At 66.6% G+C, this 18,379-nt stretch carries 18 protein-coding genes; 6 read left to right on the top strand and 12 right to left on the bottom strand.

The features are described 5' to 3' along the window. Positions 1-2: 2 nt before the first annotated feature. Both fabG and EV580_RS10820 read right to left on the bottom strand, forming a co-directional pair. Complete coding sequence (fabG, locus tag EV580_RS10815) at positions 3-779, bottom strand: 3-oxoacyl-ACP reductase FabG (RefSeq protein WP_133691188.1); 777 nt, start codon at positions 777-779, stop codon at positions 3-5. Further along, a complete protein-coding gene (locus EV580_RS10820) occupies positions 772-1,791 on the bottom strand; it encodes a phosphotransferase enzyme family protein (RefSeq protein ID WP_133691189.1) in 1,020 nt (339 codons plus the stop codon). The genes fabG and EV580_RS10820 overlap by 8 nt, the downstream gene beginning before the upstream one ends. A 283-nt stretch (positions 1,792-2,074) precedes the next feature. On the opposite strand from EV580_RS10820, the gene EV580_RS10825 reads away from it, so the two are divergent. Genes EV580_RS10825 through EV580_RS10835 form a run of 3 tightly spaced genes read left to right on the top strand, consistent with a single transcriptional unit; the run spans position 2,075 to position 5,285 of the window. Continuing rightward, complete coding sequence (locus EV580_RS10825; protein ID WP_133691190.1) at positions 2,075-3,646, top strand: APC family permease; 1,572 nt, start codon at positions 2,075-2,077, stop codon at positions 3,644-3,646. A gap of 42 nt (positions 3,647-3,688) precedes the next feature. Beyond that, positions 3,689-5,008, top strand: a complete 1,320-nt coding sequence (locus EV580_RS10830) for an aspartate aminotransferase family protein (protein WP_133691191.1) — start codon at positions 3,689-3,691, stop codon at positions 5,006-5,008. A 28-nt stretch (positions 5,009-5,036) separates the two neighbouring features. Continuing rightward, entirely contained in the window at positions 5,037-5,285 is a 249-nt protein-coding gene (locus EV580_RS10835; RefSeq protein WP_133691192.1) for a DUF2630 family protein, read from the top strand. Here the strand turns inward: EV580_RS10835 and EV580_RS10840 are convergent. From EV580_RS10840 to pdxH, 7 genes are all read right to left on the bottom strand, one after another. Further along, positions 5,278-5,694, bottom strand: a complete 417-nt coding sequence (locus EV580_RS10840) for a MarR family winged helix-turn-helix transcriptional regulator (protein ID WP_133691193.1) — start codon at positions 5,692-5,694, stop codon at positions 5,278-5,280. The genes EV580_RS10835 and EV580_RS10840 overlap by 8 nt on opposite strands. Beyond that, entirely contained in the window at positions 5,684-7,126 is a 1,443-nt protein-coding gene (locus EV580_RS10845) for an MFS transporter (protein ID WP_133691194.1), read from the bottom strand. Before EV580_RS10845 ends, EV580_RS10840 begins: the two co-directional genes overlap by 11 nt. A 123-nt stretch (positions 7,127-7,249) precedes the next feature. Beyond that, positions 7,250-8,545: a citrate synthase gene (locus tag EV580_RS10850; protein WP_133691195.1), complete on the bottom strand. Its 1,296-nt coding sequence runs from the start codon at positions 8,543-8,545 to the stop codon at positions 7,250-7,252. Between the two features lie 103 nt (positions 8,546-8,648). Beyond that, on the bottom strand, positions 8,649-9,290 hold the full coding sequence (locus tag EV580_RS10855; protein WP_133691196.1) for a TetR/AcrR family transcriptional regulator: 642 nt from the start codon (positions 9,288-9,290) through the stop codon (positions 8,649-8,651). A 39-nt stretch (positions 9,291-9,329) separates the two neighbouring features. Then, entirely contained in the window at positions 9,330-9,992 is a 663-nt protein-coding gene (locus EV580_RS10860) for a TetR/AcrR family transcriptional regulator (protein WP_133691197.1), read from the bottom strand. Between the two features lie 29 nt (positions 9,993-10,021). Further along, on the bottom strand, positions 10,022-11,296 hold the full coding sequence (locus EV580_RS10865; protein ID WP_133691198.1) for an MFS transporter: 1,275 nt from the start codon (positions 11,294-11,296) through the stop codon (positions 10,022-10,024). Beyond that, positions 11,297-11,926, bottom strand: coding sequence for a pyridoxamine 5'-phosphate oxidase (gene pdxH / locus EV580_RS10870; RefSeq protein ID WP_221217759.1), 630 nt, complete (start codon positions 11,924-11,926; stop codon positions 11,297-11,299). 117 nt (positions 11,927-12,043) lie between these two features. Between pdxH and EV580_RS10875 the strand changes: the two genes are divergently transcribed. Continuing rightward, positions 12,044-13,162 (top strand): citrate synthase 2, encoded by a 1,119-nt coding sequence (locus EV580_RS10875; protein WP_133691200.1) that lies wholly within the window; start codon positions 12,044-12,046, stop codon positions 13,160-13,162. On the opposite strand, the gene EV580_RS10880 is transcribed toward EV580_RS10875, so the two are convergent. Beyond that, positions 13,159-14,496 (bottom strand): MFS transporter, encoded by a 1,338-nt coding sequence (locus EV580_RS10880; protein ID WP_133691201.1) that lies wholly within the window; start codon positions 14,494-14,496, stop codon positions 13,159-13,161. The genes EV580_RS10875 and EV580_RS10880 overlap by 4 nt on opposite strands. Before the next feature lie 150 nt (positions 14,497-14,646). Here EV580_RS10880 and EV580_RS10885 point away from each other — a divergent pair, with 150 nt between their 5' ends. Both EV580_RS10885 and EV580_RS10890 read left to right on the top strand, forming a co-directional pair. Beyond that, positions 14,647-15,096 (top strand): VOC family protein, encoded by a 450-nt coding sequence (locus EV580_RS10885; RefSeq protein ID WP_133691202.1) that lies wholly within the window; start codon positions 14,647-14,649, stop codon positions 15,094-15,096. 7 nt (positions 15,097-15,103) lie between these two features. Beyond that, positions 15,104-15,577 (top strand): 5' nucleotidase, NT5C type, encoded by a 474-nt coding sequence (locus tag EV580_RS10890; RefSeq protein ID WP_286171540.1) that lies wholly within the window; start codon positions 15,104-15,106, stop codon positions 15,575-15,577. Here EV580_RS10890 and EV580_RS10895 read toward each other — a convergent pair. Both EV580_RS10895 and EV580_RS10900 read right to left on the bottom strand, forming a co-directional pair. Beyond that, a complete protein-coding gene (locus EV580_RS10895) occupies positions 15,574-17,259 on the bottom strand; it encodes an FAD-dependent oxidoreductase (RefSeq protein ID WP_133691203.1) in 1,686 nt (561 codons plus the stop codon). The two genes, EV580_RS10890 and EV580_RS10895, sit on opposite strands and share 4 nt — an antisense overlap. Positions 17,260-17,276: 17 nt before the next feature. Then, positions 17,277-18,293, bottom strand: a complete 1,017-nt coding sequence (locus EV580_RS10900) for an AurF N-oxygenase family protein (protein ID WP_133691204.1) — start codon at positions 18,291-18,293, stop codon at positions 17,277-17,279. Positions 18,294-18,379: the final 86 nt, after the last annotated feature.

An 18,379-nucleotide genomic window follows, 5' to 3' on the forward strand; every position in this document is an offset into this window, starting at 1 on the left:
GACTAGGGGCGCACCGCATCCGGCGATTCGGGCAGCACCTGGCCGCCGTCGACCGCGATGGCCTGTCCGGTGATGTAGCCGGCCTCGACCGTGGCCAGGAACGCGGCGAGATGACCGATGTCCTCCGGCTTGCCCAACGTGCCCGCCGGGATCGCCGCGGTCATGCCCGCGATGTACTCCTCACCCTTGTCGTACAGGCCCTCGGTGTAGATGTTGCCCGGCAGCACCGCGTTGACGGTGATGCCGTGCGGAGCCAATTCGATTGCGGCGGTGCGCATGAAGCCCAGTTGTGCCGACTTCGACGCGCCGTAGTGCGACCAGCCCGGGAACCCGGTGATCGGCCCGGTGATCGACGACGTCAGGATCACCCGGCCGCGCCCGGATGCGATGAGCGCGTCCAGGCAGGCCTGCACGGTGAACACATTGCCCTTGACGTTGACGTCGAGAACTTCCGACAATTGCGCCGGGGTCATGGTGGCCAGCGGCGCGTCGGGAAAGATACCGGCATTGGCACAGACGACGTCGATGCCGCCGAAGGCGTCGACGGCCGCTGCCGCCAGGTTGGCGCAGGACATCGGATCGGCGACATCGGTCTGCACGCCGATCACCTTCCCGGTACCCAATGCGTCGAGATCGGCCACCGCGGCGTCGAGTTCGGCCGCGGATCGCGCGGCGATCGCCACGTTGGCTCCGGCCGTGGCGAACACCGCGGCGATCCCCCGCCCGATGCCCTTGCTACCACCGGTCACCACGACCGCGGTCGACTGCAGATCAAACACGCGCAATCCCTTCTGCTATCGCATCCTTTAGCCACGTGGGGTCTTCCAGATAACGTTGGGCGAGCCGAGCGGTGTTCGGCGCGAACTGCTCACCGACGCCGATCGCCGCGTCGGCGTCATGGTGCGACGCGATCCAGGCGGTGAGCATGATCCGTCGCATCATCACGAACGACGGGATCAACGCCAGGTCCTCGGCCGGGAACGATCCGGCTTCGAAATAGCCGGTGAGCCATTCGGCGATGATGCGTTCACCGGCCGGGGTGTCCTCGATGAACGACACCGCCGCCCCGAGGTCGGCGAGATACCACGACCAGCCACAGTCGTCGAAGTCGATGACGGTGATACCGGCTGCCACATCGGTGGGGTCGACCATCAGATTCGCCAGGCGGAGGTCGGCGTGCACGAGCCCGAATCGGTCCGGCCCGCAGCCGAATTCGGTCAGCCTGGCGGTGATGTCGTCGACCGCACGCTGGATCAGGGCCCGATCGTCGTCGGTGAGACCCGGAGCAAGGCGCCAATTGCCCCAGCGGGCCTGCGGACCGAGGATCGTCTCGAGGTCCCAGCGGAAGCGGGTGAAGTCGGCAGGGAAGGTCCAGTTCCTCGCATGGGAGTGCATGACGGCGGTGAGCCGGCCGAGCTCGTCGAACCCGACGGCCTCGGGATCCTCCTCGGCGGTACAGCCCTCGACGAACGTCACTGCGTCGACGTGCAGCGCGCCGCCGTCGAACTCGGCGACCACGACGTCGGTCCCGTCCCGGGCCGCGATCAACTCCGGTGTGGCGACCGAGGTCTCGGCGCGTAGTGCCTGCATCCACGCCAGCTCGGAGCGAATCGCCTCCAGTGAGTGGTAGCCGGGCCGGTGCACACGCAGCACGATCGGCTCGTCGTCGTCGACCAGGTAGGTGGCGTTCTCGGACAGGCTGAGCAGCCGCAGCGGTGTCTCGCCGTCACGGCCATAGGCCGACAGCGCTGCACGCGCGAAGAACTCATGAGTCGGCGGCAGTCCCGGCATGCGACAAGTGTGGACCATAATGGCGCACCGAGCAGACCAAATCGGCAGTTTTAACGCGGCTGTTTCCTACCAAAGGATTGGGAAACACGATCGAAACATTCGGCCGGCATTCACTCCATTGTTCCTGTTGACCAGGCGATCTGGCGGGAGTAACAATGTCGTCGTCGCACCACAGAGCCGTCGTCGACATCGCCCTCGCTCCCCGGGTGCACCAGCAACCGGGCCAAACCAGACCAAAAACAGGCGCGACCACCAGTCACGCTCGAGATGGGATATTCACACTATGAGCGACATCATCGATCCGCCCGCCCCCGCGGGTACGGGTGGCAAGACCGAAACCGTGCAGCGGCTCAAGCCCAATGCCGTCGGCCTGATCGGCGTGCTGTTCATGGCCGTCGCCACCGCCGCGCCGATCACCGCCATGGTCGGCAACGTGCCGATCGCGGTCGGATTCGGCAACGGCGTCTACGCGCCCGCCGGGTACTTCGTCGCCACCATCGTGTTGACGCTGTTCGCGATCGGCTATGCCGCGATGAGCAAGCACATCACCGCCACCGGCGCGTTCTACGGCTACATCTCGCACGGTCTGGGCCGCATCGCCGGACTCGGCGCAGGCTTCCTGACCGCCATGGCTTACATGGTGTTCGAGGCATCACTGATCGGCATCTTCGCCTTCTTCGGCAATGACACCTTCAATTCCCTTTTCCACGTGAACATTCCGTGGATCGTGTTCGCCATCGCGATGCTGGCCATCAATGCGCTACTGACCTACTTCGACATCAACGTCGCCGCCCGGGTGCTCGGGGTCTTCCTGATCACCGAGATCGTGATGCTCGCGCTGATGGCGTTGTCGGTGCTGTTCACCGGCGGCGGCCCGCAGGGCTGGTCGTGGGGATCGCTGAACCCGCTCAACGCATTTCAGAATCTCTCCGGTGCGGTGGCCGGCGCCGACGGCAGCATGATCACGGTGGCCGGGTCGGCAGGCATCGGCCTGTTCTTCGCGTTCTGGTCGTGGGTCGGTTTCGAGTCCGCCGCGATGTACGGCGAGGAGTCCAAGAACCCCAAGAAGATCATCCCGATCGCGGTGGTCAGCTCGGTGATCGGAATCGGCGTCTTCTACGTCATCATCTCGTGGCTGGCGATCGTGGGCACCGGCCCGCAGAATGCCGTTGCGCTAGCCCAGGATTCGACGACTGCCGGTGACATCTTCTTCGGCCCGGTCGGTGCACATCTGGGTACCTGGGCCGTGGACCTGTTCAAGATCCTGCTGATGACCGGATCGTTCGCCTGCGGCATGGCGTTCCACAACTGCGCCGCCCGCTACATCTACGCGATCGGCCGTGAGAACGTCATCCCGGGCATGCGCAAGACGCTGGGCGCCACCCACCCGTCGCATGGGTCGCCGCACATCGCCGGATTCGTCCAGACCGGCTTCGCCACGGTCGTGGTGCTGTTCTTCGCGCTCACCGGACGCGATCCCTACACCGGCCTGTACGGGCTGATGGCGCTGCTCGGTACCACCGCGATCATGCTGGTACAGGCGCTGGCCGCGTTCTCGGTGATCGCCTACTTCCACGTCAGCAAGAACCACCCGGAGACGGCCAACTGGTTCCGCACCTTCCTGGCGCCGCTGCTGGGCGGGCTGGGCATGCTCTACGTGATCTACCTGCTGGCCAAGAACGCGTCGTTCGCCGCGGGCACCGCGGCTTCCGACTGGGTCTTCGCCGCGATCCCCTGGGTGGTGGGTGTGGTCGGCATCGGCGGCATCGTGCTGGCGGTGGTGTTGAAATACACGTCGCCGCAGCGGTATTCGGAGCTGGGCCGGACGGTGCTCGAAGAAGCACACGAACGCTAGTGGCAGTCACGGGTCGCGTCAACGAGGCGAAGGAGTAGCGCTATGAGTTTCTCGAACATCATGGATTCCAACAGCTACTCCGCGGATCAGCCGGTCGATCCCGCCACCGAATCGTTGATCGCGGCCCGTGACCGCATGCTGGGCCCGGCCTACCGGCTGTTCTATCAGCGGCCGGTGCACCTGGTCCGCGGCGAGGGCACTCGGCTCTACGATGCCGACGGCGCCTGCTATCTCGACGCCTACAACAACGTCGCCAGCGTCGGCCACTGCCACCCGCACGTGGTGGAGGCCGTCAGCAGGCAGCTCTCCACCCTGAACACCCATACCCGCTACCTGCACGGGGGCATCGTCGACTACAGCCAGCGGCTGCTCGACACGATGCCCGAACAGATCGATCAGGTGATGTACGCCTGCACCGGTTCGGAGGTCAACGACCTGGCCCTGCGGGTGGCCGAAATGCACACGGGTGCAACAGGTGTCATCGTCACCAGCGACGCCTACCACGGCAATACCGCCGCGGTCACTGCCATCTCGCCGTCGATCGGCGGGGCGACGGCGCTCGGCGAACACGTCCGCGCGATCCCACCGCCGGACAGCTACCGGATCCCGGCAGACGAACTGGCGACCCGCTTCACCGAAGACGTCGTCGCCGCGATTGCCGACCTCAAGGCTTCCGGTGCCGGATTCTCCGCGCTGATCGTCGACACCATCTTCTCGTCCGACGGCATCTATCCCGATCCCTCGGTGCTGGCTCCCGCGGTGCAGGCCGTTCACCGCGCGGGCGGGGTGTTCATCGCCGATGAGGTCCAGCCCGGGTTCGCCCGCACCGGCGACGCGATGTGGGGCTTCGTGCGCCACGGCGTCGTCCCCGACCTGGTGACGATGGGCAAACCTATGGGCAACGGCATGCCGATCGCGGCGCTGGCGGCCCGCGCCGACATCCTCGACGCCTTCGCCCGCGGGGTGCCCTACTTCAACACGTTCGGCGGCAACCCGGTGACGGTGGCCGCCGCCGCGGCCGTCCTCGATGTCATCGAGGACGAGAAGCTGATGCGCAACGCTGCCGAGGTGGGCACCGAGTTACGCACCGAACTGGTCGCCCTCGGCGCCGGGCATCCGCGCATCGGCGACGTGCGTGGCACCGGCCTGTACGTCGGCGTCGAGGTGATCGGCGATACCGGCGCGCCGGACCGGGCGGGCGCGCGGGCTCTGGTCAACGCGATGCGGGACCGCCGGGTGCTGATCTCGGTATGCGGCCGGGACGGCAATGTGCTGAAGATCCGCCCGCCGCTGGTGTTCTCGAGCACCGATGTCGACTGGTTCTGCACCGAATTCGCCGCTGTGCTCGCTTCTCCGTTCTGACGAGCGCACACTCGGGCACACTGGAGCCGTGGCATCAGACAACGAAACCCTCGCGCGCATCCACGACCTCGTGGCCCAGGAGCGCGAACTGCGTGAACGATTGGTACACCGGCAGATCGACGAGTCCGAGGAGCATGCGCGCCTGCGGGCCATCGAGGTCGAGCTCGACCAGTGCTGGGACCTGCTGCGCCAGCGTCGAGCGCTGCGCGAGACCGGTGGCGATCCGAGCGACGCCAGCGTGCGGCCCGGTGACGAAGTCGAGGGCTACCTCAGCTGATCAGGCGCGCCAGGATCGCCCGCAACGCCTGAAGGTCCTGCTCGTCCAGCGCGGCCAGTGCTTGGGGCGCCGGGTCGTCGGTGTTGTCGAGTACGGCGATGACGTCGCGGCCGGCGTCGGTCAGCGACACCAGCTTGCAGCGCCGGTTGTCCGGGTGGGGCGCCCGGACCACCAGCCCGCGCGTCTCCAGATCATTGACCGCCACCGTCGCGGCCGGCGCATCGATGGTGGCCGCCTCGGCGACCTCCTTGACCGTCATCGGTTGGGAGGCGAGCCGGCGCAGAATCCGAATCCTGCTGAACGGCAAGCCCGTTCGGTCCACCACCGCACGACGCCAGCCGTCCTTGTTGTCCAGCACCAGGCTGGACATCGACCGCCACACCTGGTCGGCCACCGGGTTACCCGACATGAGCGGGCTCCTGCTCGATCAGCGGGGCCAGCCGCTGCGCGGACTGCTTGGCCCGTCCCGACGTCGACACCACAGCGAGCACAGTGATCACCAGACCCAGCCCGATGCTGACCCACCACAGCGGCCGCGCCGCGGCCGTGAAGTCCACGCCGGCCACCGCCATCGCCGAGCCGGCGACCGAACCACACAGTGCCACACCGATACTCACCCCGACCTGCCTGCTGGTCGACGTCACCGCAGAGGCGGCGCCGGCGCGGTCGCTCGGCATACCGCTGACCGCGGCGTTGGTGATCGGTGCGTTGATCATCCCGAAGCCGATGCCGTACACCGCGAAGATCGCCAGCAATACCCAGATCGGCGTGGTGGCGTTGAGGAACGTCAGCATCACCGACGCGGCCGTGATCAGGACACCGGACACCAGCAGCGACGGGCGGGCGCCGAACCGGCCGACGAGGCGGCCCGACAGCGGCGAGAAGAACAGCGCACCGATCGCGATCGGCAGGTAGATCAGGCCGGTGTGGGCGGCCGAGTAGCCGCGCTCTCCCTGCAGGTAGAGCGACATCATGAAGAGGAAGGCCCCCCAGGCGGCGAAGGCGCACACGGCAGTGACCGTAGCCGAGGAGAACGGAATGCTGCGGAAGAACCGCAGATCGATGAAGGGATCGCGGCGGCGCGACTCGTAGCGCAGGAAGGCCACCAGGGCAACCGCGGCGCCGGCGGCGATCGCGATGATGCGCGGGTTCGTCCAGCCCAGCCCGGGTGCCTCGATGAGCACGAACACCAGACCGAACAGTGCCAGCACGGCCAGCAGTTGGCCGACCGGATCGATATCGCGCATGGTGGCCGACTTGCTCTCGGGAACGAAGATCGCGGTGAGGATGACGGCGGCCGCGCAGATCGGCAGGTTGATCCAGAACACCGCGCGCCAGCCGATCGCCTGGATCAGGAAGCCGCCCACGATCGGACCGAGCGCCATCGAGATGCCGACCACTGCGCCCCACAGGCCCAACGCGCGGGCACGCTCGACACGACCAACGAAGACCTGCGAAATGATCGACAGCGCAACAGGATTCATCATCGATCCGCCGAGACCCTGGACGAACCGGGCGCCGATCAGGGTGTCGATATCGGGGGCAAGGCTGCACAGCAGCGATCCCAGCGCGAAGACGGTCAGCCCGATCTGGAACACCCGGCGCCGGCCGAACCGGTCGCCGGTCGCACCGGACAGCATCAACAGCGAGGCCAGCACCAGGGTGTAGATGTCGATGACCCACTGCATCTGCGGAGCCGACGCATGCAGGTCGGTGCGGATCGCGGGGATCGCGACGTTCACGATCGTCGAATCCATCGACACGATCAGCAGGCTCAGGCAGCAGGACGCGAGGATGATCGTCTTGCGCCGCGCGCTGAGCTCACCGACAGTTGTAATCACACAACTATTGTGAAACTACAACCGTTCAGAGGTCAAGCGGGGACAGCGTCGAAATCGACGAAATGGTGAAGATCACTCGAACGTCCTCGCCCAAATGTCGGTTTGGGCGAAAGAGAAGGAGCGTTAGCGGCCGTCGATCGGGGCGTAGTCCCGCTCGGTGTAGCCGGTGTAGATCTGGCGCGGACGGCCGATCTTGCTGCTCCCCTCGTCGTGCATCTCCCGCCAGTGCGCGATCCAGCCCGGCAGCCGGCCGAGCGCGAACAGCACGGTGAACATGCGCGTCGGGAAGCCCATCGCCCGGTAGATCACGCCGGTGTAGTAGTCGACGTTCGGGTACAGCTTGCGCTCGATGAAGAAGTCGTCGGTCAGGGCGATCTCTTCGAGCTGCTTGGCGATGTCGAGCAGTTCGTCGTCGCCGCCGAGCTTGCCCAGGATCTTGTCGGCCTGCTCCTTGACGATGCGCGCCCGCGGATCGTAGTTCTTGTAGACCCGGTGCCCGAAGCCCATCAGCTTCACACCGTCTTCCTTGTTCTTGACCTTCTTGACGAAGGTCTGCACATCGTCCTGACCGGTGCGGATCTTCTCCAGCATCTCCAGCACCGCCTGGTTGGCGCCGCCGTGCAGCGGGCCCCACAGCGCATTGATGCCACCGGAGATCGAGGTGAACAGGTTGGCCTGCGAGGAGCCGACCAGCCGCACCGTCGACGTCGAGCAGTTCTGCTCGTGGTCGGCGTGCAGGATCAGCAGCATGTCCAGCGCGCGGACGATCTCGGGATCCACCTCGTAGGGCTCGGCGGGGAAACCGAAGGTCATCCGCAGGAAGTTCTCCACCAGCGTCAGCGAGTTGTCCGGGTACAGGAACGGCTGCCCCTCGGACTTCTTGTACGCATAGGCCGCGATGGTCGGCAGCTTGGCCAGCAACCGAATCGTGGACAGCTCCACCTGCTTCTTGTTCAGCGGGTCCAGCGAATCGGGGTAGTACGCGCTCAAAGCGTTGACCGTGCTGGACAGCACCGGCATCGGGTGCGCGTCACGGGGGAAGCCATCGAAGAACCGCTTGAGGTCCTCGTGCAGCAGGGTGTGGCGCTGGATCTGGGTGGTGAACTTCTCCAGCTGCTCGGTGGTCGGGAGCTCGCCGTAGATCAGCAGGTAGCTCACTTCGATGAACGTCGACTTCTCCGCGAGCTGCTCGATCGGGTACCCGCGATATCGCAGGATGCCGGCGTCACCATCGATGTAGGTGATGGCGCTCTTGGTCGAAGCCGTGTTCACAAAACCCTGGTCGAACGTCGTGTAACCGGTCTTGGACAGCAATGGGCCCAGCGCGATCCCGTCAGACCCCTCCGTCGCTTTCACGATGTCGAGATCCAACTCGCCACCCGGGTACTTCAGGGTGGCGGTCTCGTCGGTTGCGGCCACAGGAACCCCTTCTGAGCTCTTCGACGCCGGCTGAGGCGTCCGTATTAGGTGAAGGTAGTCGCTATTCTGCCGACACGCTTGCGGGGGGTTTGCGCGGGGTCGGTCACGGCCTCCAGAGCCGGGTGAAAACGCCGTACACGGACTCGATTCGGTTGCACAGGATGTCGGGTTCGACGGGCGGTTCTCCCGCGGTGCCCAGACCGTGACAGGCCACCCCCATCACCACCGCCCAGGTGTCGAACAGGATGCGGATGGCCGGGTGGCCCGCCGGCACACCCATCCGCTGCGCCGCCACCTCGACCGCCGCATAGTGAAACCCGTCCGCGCGGAACATGAACGGTCCGAGGCCGATCGCCGGAGCGGAGTTCACGATCGTCAGCAACAGCCGCATCCGTTCGAACGCCACCGAGTCCCGGTTGCCGTACTGGGTGCTGCGAAAGACCTCGAGATGGGCGCGGGCCAGGGCCTCGTACTGAGTGATGTCGGTCGGCTGACCGGCGTAACAGGCGGCCACATCGTTTGCCACCTCACCGAGGATGGCGACGATCACCGCCTCTTTGCTCGGGAAGTAGCGGCTGAAGGTGCGCGGTGCGATCTCCGCGGCGGCCGCGATCTGCTCGACGGTGGTGTTCTCGTAGCCCTGCTCGATGCACAGGTGGATGGCCGCGTCGATCAGGGTGGCCCGGGTTCGTTGTTTCTTCAGTTCACGTAGGCCGGTGGCGGCAGCGTTCGCGACAACAGCCACGTCGCGCCACCCCCCTCGCCTCTCGCGAGCCCCCGGACGTCAAGGGGTCGAGGGTAGCCCCGATCGGACTTCCATGGCGGCGATATCGAGGAATTCACCGAAGGCGGTCTCGAGCCGTTCGGCCATGATCGCCGCACAGTCGTCGTAGTCGTCGGGCCCGATCACCAGCTGACCCCACGCACCCGCGGTGATCGCACCCCACAGGGACACGATCAGTGCCACTTGCTTGTCCCTCGGGTCGACGCCGAGGCGAGCGGCCACCCCGATGACCAGCGGCACGAGCCGCGTCGCCGCCGCGGCCAGCCGCAGCGCGCTGGACGAGGAGATGACGTTGACCATCAGCACCAGGCGGTGAGTGGTCAGCTCGGTGACATCGCCCGACGGCACCCGGCGCAGCGCCTGGGTATGGGCCTGGGCCAGTGCGGTCAGCGGCGGGACGTCGTCCCCGATCGTGGCCAGCTCGACCACCGCGGCGTTCACCAGGTCGTCGAGCACGGTCATCATCACCGAGTCCTTCGTCGGAAAATAACGACTGAAGGTGCGCGGCGACACTTCGGCGGCCGCCGCGATCTGCTCGACCGTGGTGTTGTCGTAGCCGTGCTCGATGCACAACTTCACTGCTGCATCGACCAGCATGGCGCGGGTTCGTTGTTTCTTTCGTTCGCGCAGCCCAGGCAGTGCCTGCGCGATGACGTCGGCCACCTGAGTAATCGTAGTCGGAACGTCCCGACCTACGGGTTGGCCGGTTGCACCCGGTAGCGAACAAACACCGGTACCGCGGCCGCCGCGATGAGTACACCGACCACCACGAGCGCTCCCCCACCCGCGGCGGCGATCGTCGTTCCGACCACCGCGGCGGCCGCGCCGTGCGCGGCGTCGGCCAGCCGGGGACCGCCCGCGACGACGACGGTGAACACCCCCTGCAGCCGGCCACGCAGATCGTCGGAGGCCACCTGCTGCAGGATGGTCGACCGGAAGGCCGCCGAGACCATGTCCGCGGCGCCGCCAATGGCCAAGAACGCCACGGCAATCCACAGCATCGTGCCGGTGCCGCCGTGTGCCAGCCCACCGGCGACACCGAAGCCGACCATCGCCAGACCCCACACCACGATCGAGATCACCACGGCCAGGCCCTGGCGCCGGATGCGCGGAAACCAGCCGGAGAACACACCGCCTGCCACCGCGCCGATCGACATCGCGGCCGCCAGCAGGGCCATCGTGGTGCCGCCCTCGATCGGGCCGCCGAAACTCTGGTGCGCCATCTCCGGGAACAGCGCCCGGGGCATCCCGAAGATCATCGCGATCAGGTCGACGACGAAGGACATCAGCACGACCCGGTTCCCGGACAGGAAGCGGAAGCCCTCGAAAACGGCGCGGATAGCCGCGATCCCCTTGCCGCTGCCGCCGTTGGATGGCGGTATCGGCGCGAGCCGGCAGGCCACCCAGATGGGCACCACACAGGTGAGGGCGTCGATCAGGTAGAGCGTGGACAGGTCGACCCATTTGAGCATCACGCCGGCCATCAGCGGGCCGACGATCGCGCCGAACTGGAACACCGTGAAGTTCAGCGAGTTGGCCGCGGGCAGCTGGTCACCGGGGATCATCCGCGGGATGGCGGCCGAGCGGGTGGGACTGTCGATCGCGTAGAACGCCTGCTGCACCGACAGCAGACACAGCACCACCCACACGTTGTTCATCCCGAGCGCGGCCTGCAGCCACAGCAGGACCGAGGACAGCCCCAGCCCGCAGGAGGTGATGATCAGCAACAGGCGCCGGTCCATGGCGTCGGCCCACGCGCCACCCAAGAGACCGAACACGATCAGCGGAACCAGGGCGAACACCCCGGACAGACCGACGTAGGCCGAGTTCTGCGTCAGTGCGTACAGCTGGACGGGGACGGCGAAGATCGTGAGGTTGGCCCCGATGACCGTGACGATGCCGGCCACCCACAGCCGCCGGAAGTCCGGCGTTTTCAGTGGGGTGGTGTCGGCGAAAAGCCGCGCCACCTAGGGCTGAAGCCGCTCGATGCGGCTTCCTTCAGTTACCCGAATCCGGTTGTGCACCCGGTTCTCCCGGCCCTGCCAGAACTCGACGACCTCGGGGGCGATCCGGTAGCCACCCCAGTGCGGCGGCACCGGGACGTGCTCGTCACCGGCGAAGCGTTCGGTGACCTCGGCGAGCTGGCTCAGCAGCTCCTCGCGGGAGCCGATCGGGCGGGATTGCGCCGACGCCCACGCGCCCAGCTGTGAACCGCGCGGCCGCCATGCCCAGTACTGGGCGGTCTCCTCCGCGGTGACCTTGGTCACCGCACCGCGAATGTGCACCTGCCTGCCAAGGGCGAACCAGGGAAACGTCACCGAGGCGTGCGGCGTCGCCGCGAGTTGCTCGCCCTTGGCGGAGTCGTAGTTCGTGTAGAAGGTGATCCCGGTCTCGTCCACGCTTTTGCACAACACCGTCCGGCTGACCGGTCTTCCCGCATCGACGGTGGCGAGCACCATGGCGTTGGGTTCGGAGATCCCGGCGGCCTCGGCATCGGCGATCCACCTGTGCAGCAAGGCAAGCCAGCCGTCGGCGAGCCAGTCGGCGTCGAGGTCGGTGCTGCCGTCCTTCTCCACCGAGCCGTACTCCACGCGCATCGCCGCCAGGTGATCTCGATCGGGGATTTCCACGGATCAAAGGTACGCCGCGTGCTGCTGAGCGCCTGTTACCGACCGGTAGCGGGGCCCCGATCGGCGAGTGGGAGAATCCAGAACATGACTGTGGTGCCCGACGATTTCGTACCCGGCCTGGAAGGTGTGGTGGCCTTCACCACCGAGATCGCCGAGCCGGATAAAGACGGTGGTGCGCTGCGCTACCGCGGGGTCGACATCGAGGATCTGGTCGGCAATCGGGTGACCTTCGGCGACGCCTGGGCCCTGTTGGTCGACGGCCGGTTCGGTGACGGCCTGCCGCCCGCCGAGCCGTTCCCGCTGCCGATTCACACCGGCGATGTGCGGGTGGACGTCCAAGCCGGCCTGGCGATGCTCGCGCCGATCTGGGGCTACGCCCCGCTGCTGGACATCGATGGCGAGACCGCCCGCGATCACCTCGCCCGGGCATCCGTGATGGCGTTGTCCTACGTGGCGCAGTCCGCACGCGGCATCTATCAGCCTGCGGTGCCGCAACGCGTCATCGACGAATGCTCCACTGTCACAGAGCGTTTCATGACCCGCTGGCAGGGCGACCCCGATCCGCGGCATGTCGAGGCGATCGACGCCTACTGGGTGTCGGCGGCCGAGCACGGCATGAACGCCTCGACGTTCACCGCGCGGGTGATCGCCTCGACCGGGGCCGACGTCGCCGCCGCACTCTCGGGTGCGATCGGCGCGATGAGCGGTCCCCTGCACGGTGGCGCGCCGGCTCGGGTGCTGCCGATGCTCGAAGAGGTCGAGCGCGCCGGAGATGCCCGCGCGGTGGTCAAGGGCGTCCTGGATCGCAACGAGAAGTTGATGGGCTTCGGTCACCGGGTCTACCGGGCCGAGGACCCCCGCGCGCGGGTGCTGCGTGCCACGGCCAAGCGGCTGGCGGCACCGCGCTACGAGATCGCGATCGCGCTCGAGCAGGCGGCGCTGGCCGAGCTACGCGAGCGCCGTCCGGACCGGGCCATCGAGACCAACGTGGAGTTCTGGGCCGCGGTGATCCTCGACTTCGCGCAGGTCCCGGCCAAGATGATGCCCGCGATGTTCACCTGCGGCCGCACCGCGGGGTGGTGCGCCCACATCCTCGAGCAGAAGCGGCTCGGCAAGCTGGTGCGCCCGTCGGCGATCTATGTGGGGCCCGAGCCGCGCTCGGTGGATTCGGTCGAGGGCTGGAACGAGATCAAGCACGTCTAGCGCGCGAAGGCCGAGCCTCGTTCGCGATCCAGGTACGTCTCGGCCTTGTTGCGCAGGAAGAACACGTACACCACCAGCGACACTGCGATACAGACCGTGACGTAGGCGATGAACAGCGGTACCTGACCGTGCTCCTTGGCCGCCTGATAGATCAGCGGCGCCGTCCCACCGAAGATGGAGTTCGCGAGCGCGTAGCCGACCCCGACACCGAGCGCGCGCACCTGCGCCGGAAACAGCTCCGACTTCACCAGCGCGTTGATCGAGGTATATCCGGTCAGGATCACATAGCCCACCGCGACCAGCGCGAAAGATGCCAGCGGCGAGCGTGTCTGGGGCAGGTACGTGATGAGGACATAGGTGTAGAGCACGCCGCCGACGCCGAAGAACACCAACATCGGCTTGCGCCCGATCCGGTCGCTGATGATCCCGCCCACCGGCTGAAGCACCATCAAGAAGATCAGCCCGGTCAGGTTCACCCAGGTCGCCGTCATGCCCTCACCCTTGAAGGCGGTCTTGACGATCGCCGGCGCGTTGACGCTGTAGGTGTAGAACGCCACCGTGCCGCCGAGGGTGATGAGAAAGCACAGCAGCAGCGGCCGCCAGTACTGCGTCAACAGCGCCCGCATGGACCCGGCGCCGCTGTCTTCGCCTGCCTTGGCCGCCTCGATGACGTCCTCGGACAGCGACTCGTCCATGGTGCGCCGCAGCCAGAACACCACCACCGCCGCGACGCCACCGACGGCGAACGCGATGCGCCAACCGAATTCGCGCAACTGGTCATCGGTGAGGAACGACTGCAGGATCAGCAGCGTGAACTGCGCCAGCACGTGCCCGCCGATCAGCGTCACGTACTGGAACGACGAGAAGAACCCGCGGCGCTCCCGGGTCGCGGCCTCCGACATGTAGGTCGCCGACGTGCCGTACTCGCCGCCGGTTGCGAAGCCCTGCACCAGTCGAGCGACGACGAGGATGATCGGCGCCGCCATCCCGATCACCGCTTGCGACGGCACCAGCGCAATCATCAACGAGCACAGTGCCATCAGCGACACACTGACCGTCAGCGCGGCGCGTCGGCCGTGCCGGTCGGCGAACCGGCCGAAGAACCACGATCCGACGGGGCGCATCACAAAGGTGATCGCGAAGATCGCGTACACGTACACCGTCGAGTTCTTCTCGGACTCGTCGAAGAACTGGCCCTCGAAATACGTTGCGAACACGGTGTAGACGTAGACGTCGTACCACTCGACCAGGTTGCCCGACGACCCTCGGATCGTGTTCCAGATCGCCCGCCGGGTTTCAGCGGCGCTCGACCGCGGCACTGTCGTGGTGGTCATCGTCGGCCTCCCTGTGTCAGCCCGAACCGTACTCCATTTCTGTCGGTCCCCGATGGTTCTATGACCCATGGGCGATGAGTTCTGCTCGCCCGTGATGTCTACACCTCCGAGGCGGTCCGCCGGGCCGCCGCGAAACGACAGGAGACCGCCATGGCAATCGACGTACAACCCGCAGTGATCCCGCACCTGGTCGTCGACGACGCGCCCGCGGCAATTGACTTCTATGTCAAGGCATTCGGCGCCGTCGAGCTCGGCCGGGTCCCGCGTCCCGACGGCAAGCTGATCCACGCCGCCGTCGAGATCAACGGGTCCACGGTGATGCTCAACGACGACTTCCCGGAGATGTCCGGCGGTAAGTCGACCACCCCGCCCGCACTCGGCGGCACACCGGTGACCATCCACCTGACCGTCACCGACGTCGACACGAAGTTCCAGCAGGCGGTCGACGCGGGTGCCACCGTGGTGATGCCGCTCGAAGATCAGTTCTGGGGCGATCGCTATGGCATGGTCGTCGACCCGTTCGGACATCAGTGGTCGCTGGGCCAACCGGTCCGCGAGGTCAGCATCGAGGAGATCCAACAGGCCATGAGCCAGGCATGATGCTTAGGTGACGCAGAACCGCCGCAAGATCCTCTACATCGACCTCGACAACACGATGGTCGACTTCGGCCATCGCATCGAGGGCCTCGATGCGGTCGTGGTCGAGAAATACCGCGGCCGAATGGACGAGGCGCCGGGCATCTTCGCGTTGATGCGATCGATGCCCGGCGCGATCGACGCCTTCACCGAGCTCTCGACCCTGTTCGATACCTATCTTCTGTCGACCGCGCCGTGGCGCAATCCGTCAGGCTGGCAGCACAAGGTCGAGTGGGTGCACGAGCACCTTGGCGCCGACGAGGATTCGCCTGCCTACAAGCGGCTCATCCTCACCCACCACAAGGACCTCAACCGCGGCGACTTCCTCGTCGACGACCGGCCGAACAACGGTGCCGAGCACTTCGAGGGTGAGTGGATCCACTTCGCCTCCGCCGAGTTTCCCGACTGGGCCGCGGTGCTGAACTACTTGCGGGACAAGGCTTAACGCAGCAGCCCGGCCAGCAGTCGCCTGGCCAGCGGAGGTTCCGGCGCGCTGGCGGCGACCGCGACCATCTCGGCCACGTCGGTGAACTTGACCCGCGGTCGGCCCTCGGCCTCACCGCGGGCGGTCTCGGCGGCATCGATCGCACGCCAGCCCGCCTCGTCGATCACGGCGGGCTGCCGAGACCGGATCAGCTTGTCCAGCAATGTCAGTCGCACGGCAGGGTCGTCGAGCAGGCCGGCGTTGAAATCGTCGACCAGGTTCGAGACGGTCTGCATGGCACAGGATTTGTTGGTGCCGATGAAGCCCGTCGGGCCCCGCTTGATCCAACCCGCGACGTACGCGCCCACGACCGGCTCACCGGTGACGGGATCGATCACCCGGCCGTCCCGGTTGGGCACCACGGCAGCGGCGTCGTCGAAGGGCAGGCCGGCAATCGGCGCGCCGCGGTATCCGATCGACGTCAGCACCAGCCCGGCCTCGAGCTGCACCGCCTCCTCGGTCCCGGTGCGGTGGAACTCGATTCCGCTGACCCGCTCGGCGCCGAGCACGCGGTGCGGAGTCAGCCGGTAGGCCAACCGGATTCGCGGTCGCGCCGCGATCTCGGAGGCGACGGGCAGCTTGGCCAGGATCTCTAGCTTGCCCACCGTCAGCGGGTCGGTGGCGGTGGCCAGATCCTGCTGGACGAGCGCGTGGTCGTCGGCGTCGAGAACCACCTCCGCCGTCGACGTCAGGCCGATGAGCTCAGGCAGGGTGAACGCCGAATCGATCGGCCCGCGCCGCGCCGCGACGACGACCTCGCGCACCGCCGAGCCCCGAAGCGCGCGCAGAGCGGTATCGGAGATATCGGTGCGGGCCAGGTCATCGGGATGGGCAGTGAGGACCCGCGCCACGTCGAGGGCGACATTGCCGTTGCCGATCACCACGACGCGTTCGTGATGCAGGTCGACGGTCAGCCCCGCGAAGTCGGGATGCCCATTGATCCAGGCCACGGTCTCGGTGGCGGTGCCGGTCCCCGGCAGGTCCATCCCGGGGATATCGAGCCTGCGGTCGTGCGGCGCGCCGACGGTGTAGAGCACGGCGTGGTGGTGTTGCAGCAGCTCATCATGTGAAAGGTGCTGTCCTACTTCCACATTGAGGTAGAAGGTGAAGCGTGGGTGACGGCTCATCCGCTCGAACAGTCCCGTCACACCCTTGGTGTTCTGATGATCGGGGGCGACGCCGGCGCGCACCAGCCCGAACGGGGTGGGCAGCTTGTCGAAGACATTGACGCGCACGCCCTTCTGGGTGAGCAGCTCGTCGGCGGCGTACATGCCGGCGGGACCAGAGCCGACCACCGCCACCGTGAGGTCCGCTCCGCCGCGGCGCACCTGCGGCGCGGGCAGCACCGGGGCGAGCTTGGAGGTGGGCGGCAGCTTCACCCCGGCGGGCTGCTCCGGGTAGAAGCCGGCGTTGAGTGGGATGAACGGGAGCTGCTTGTCGGTGAGTTTGCTGTCGGGCGCGATGGCGCCGACCGGGCAGGCACTGACGCAGGCGCCGCAGTCCACGCAGGCCACCGGGTCGATATACAGCATCTCGGCGGTCGCAAAACCCGGCTCGTCGGGACTGGGATGGATGCAGTTGACCGGGCAGGCGTAGACGCAGGACCCGTCGCTGCAGCACGACTGGGTGATGACGTGGGGCACAGGCGTGAGTCCTTTGCTTACGCGACGGCGACCACGTGCTGGCGGGCCGGCTCGCTGCGGAAGCGACTCGGCGGGCCGTCGATCCGGCAGATCCGCCAGATCAACTTCGACAGCGGGTTCATCAACCCGGTGTCGTGGGCCAGCATCCGGACATCGCCGAACATGTCGCGCAGCATCTGTCGCGATTGCGGCGACTTGAAGAAAATCTCCTTGCGCACCGAGCGCGGGATGTCGAACTCCTTCCAGAACGCGCGCGGCGGCACGATGATCGCCGAGCACAGCACGCGCATCACCACCGGCACGAACAGCGACAGCCAGAACCGCTTGCGCCGCGGCAGGTGCGGCACCCGCTTGCGCAGGTACTCGTGGGCGAACGAGATGTGCCGGGCTTCCTCGGCGACGTGGATCGCCATCACGCGCTCCATGATCGGATGCAGCGTCTTGCCTTCGCGCAGAACGTTTTTCTGCGTGTGGTCGATGGGTTCTTCGCCGGCGAGAATGCCGAACCAGAACGGGATCGGCAGCGGCCCGGCGACAAGCGGAATGGCCGGCTGGATCCACTTCAGCAGGCGCGGCATACCGGGAACATCGGCACCGATGTGGTTGACCATCTCCTGGAACATCATCGTGTGGTTGCACTCTTCGACCGCCTCGTGCAGGCAGTACCGGTACTCCGGCGAGCCGTTGGGCGTCCAGAAGGCGTACTCCATCAGGCCGCGGATGAGAATCGACTCGAAGTGCAGTCCGACCTTGGCGACGTTGGACTGACGCCACATGCCGATCTCGATCTGGCGCTCCTTGGTCTGCGCCTGGTACCAGGGGTGCTGCCCGATCGGATCGGTCGCGGGCAGGATCCAGCGCTCGTCATTGGGGATCACCGCGAACTCGGGCGAGTCCCAGTCGATGTCGGTGTAGGGGTTGAAGTTGCGCCGCACCGATCCTTCGGAGAGCGTCATCAGCTTCTCGACGTAAGCGATGTCGTCCTGGACGTCCATGTTGCGACGCCAGCGCCGGATGATCTTGGTTCTCGCCATGACAGTCTCCTCAACGAGGTTTACATTAGGGCGGGTGTTGTCCAAACAGTACCGCGGGTATCGCATACTTGTCCATACCCTACTCC

The sequence above is a fragment of the Mycobacterium sp. BK086 genome, from assembly GCA_004362315.1.
Classification (GTDB): domain Bacteria; phylum Actinomycetota; class Actinomycetes; order Mycobacteriales; family Mycobacteriaceae; genus Mycobacterium.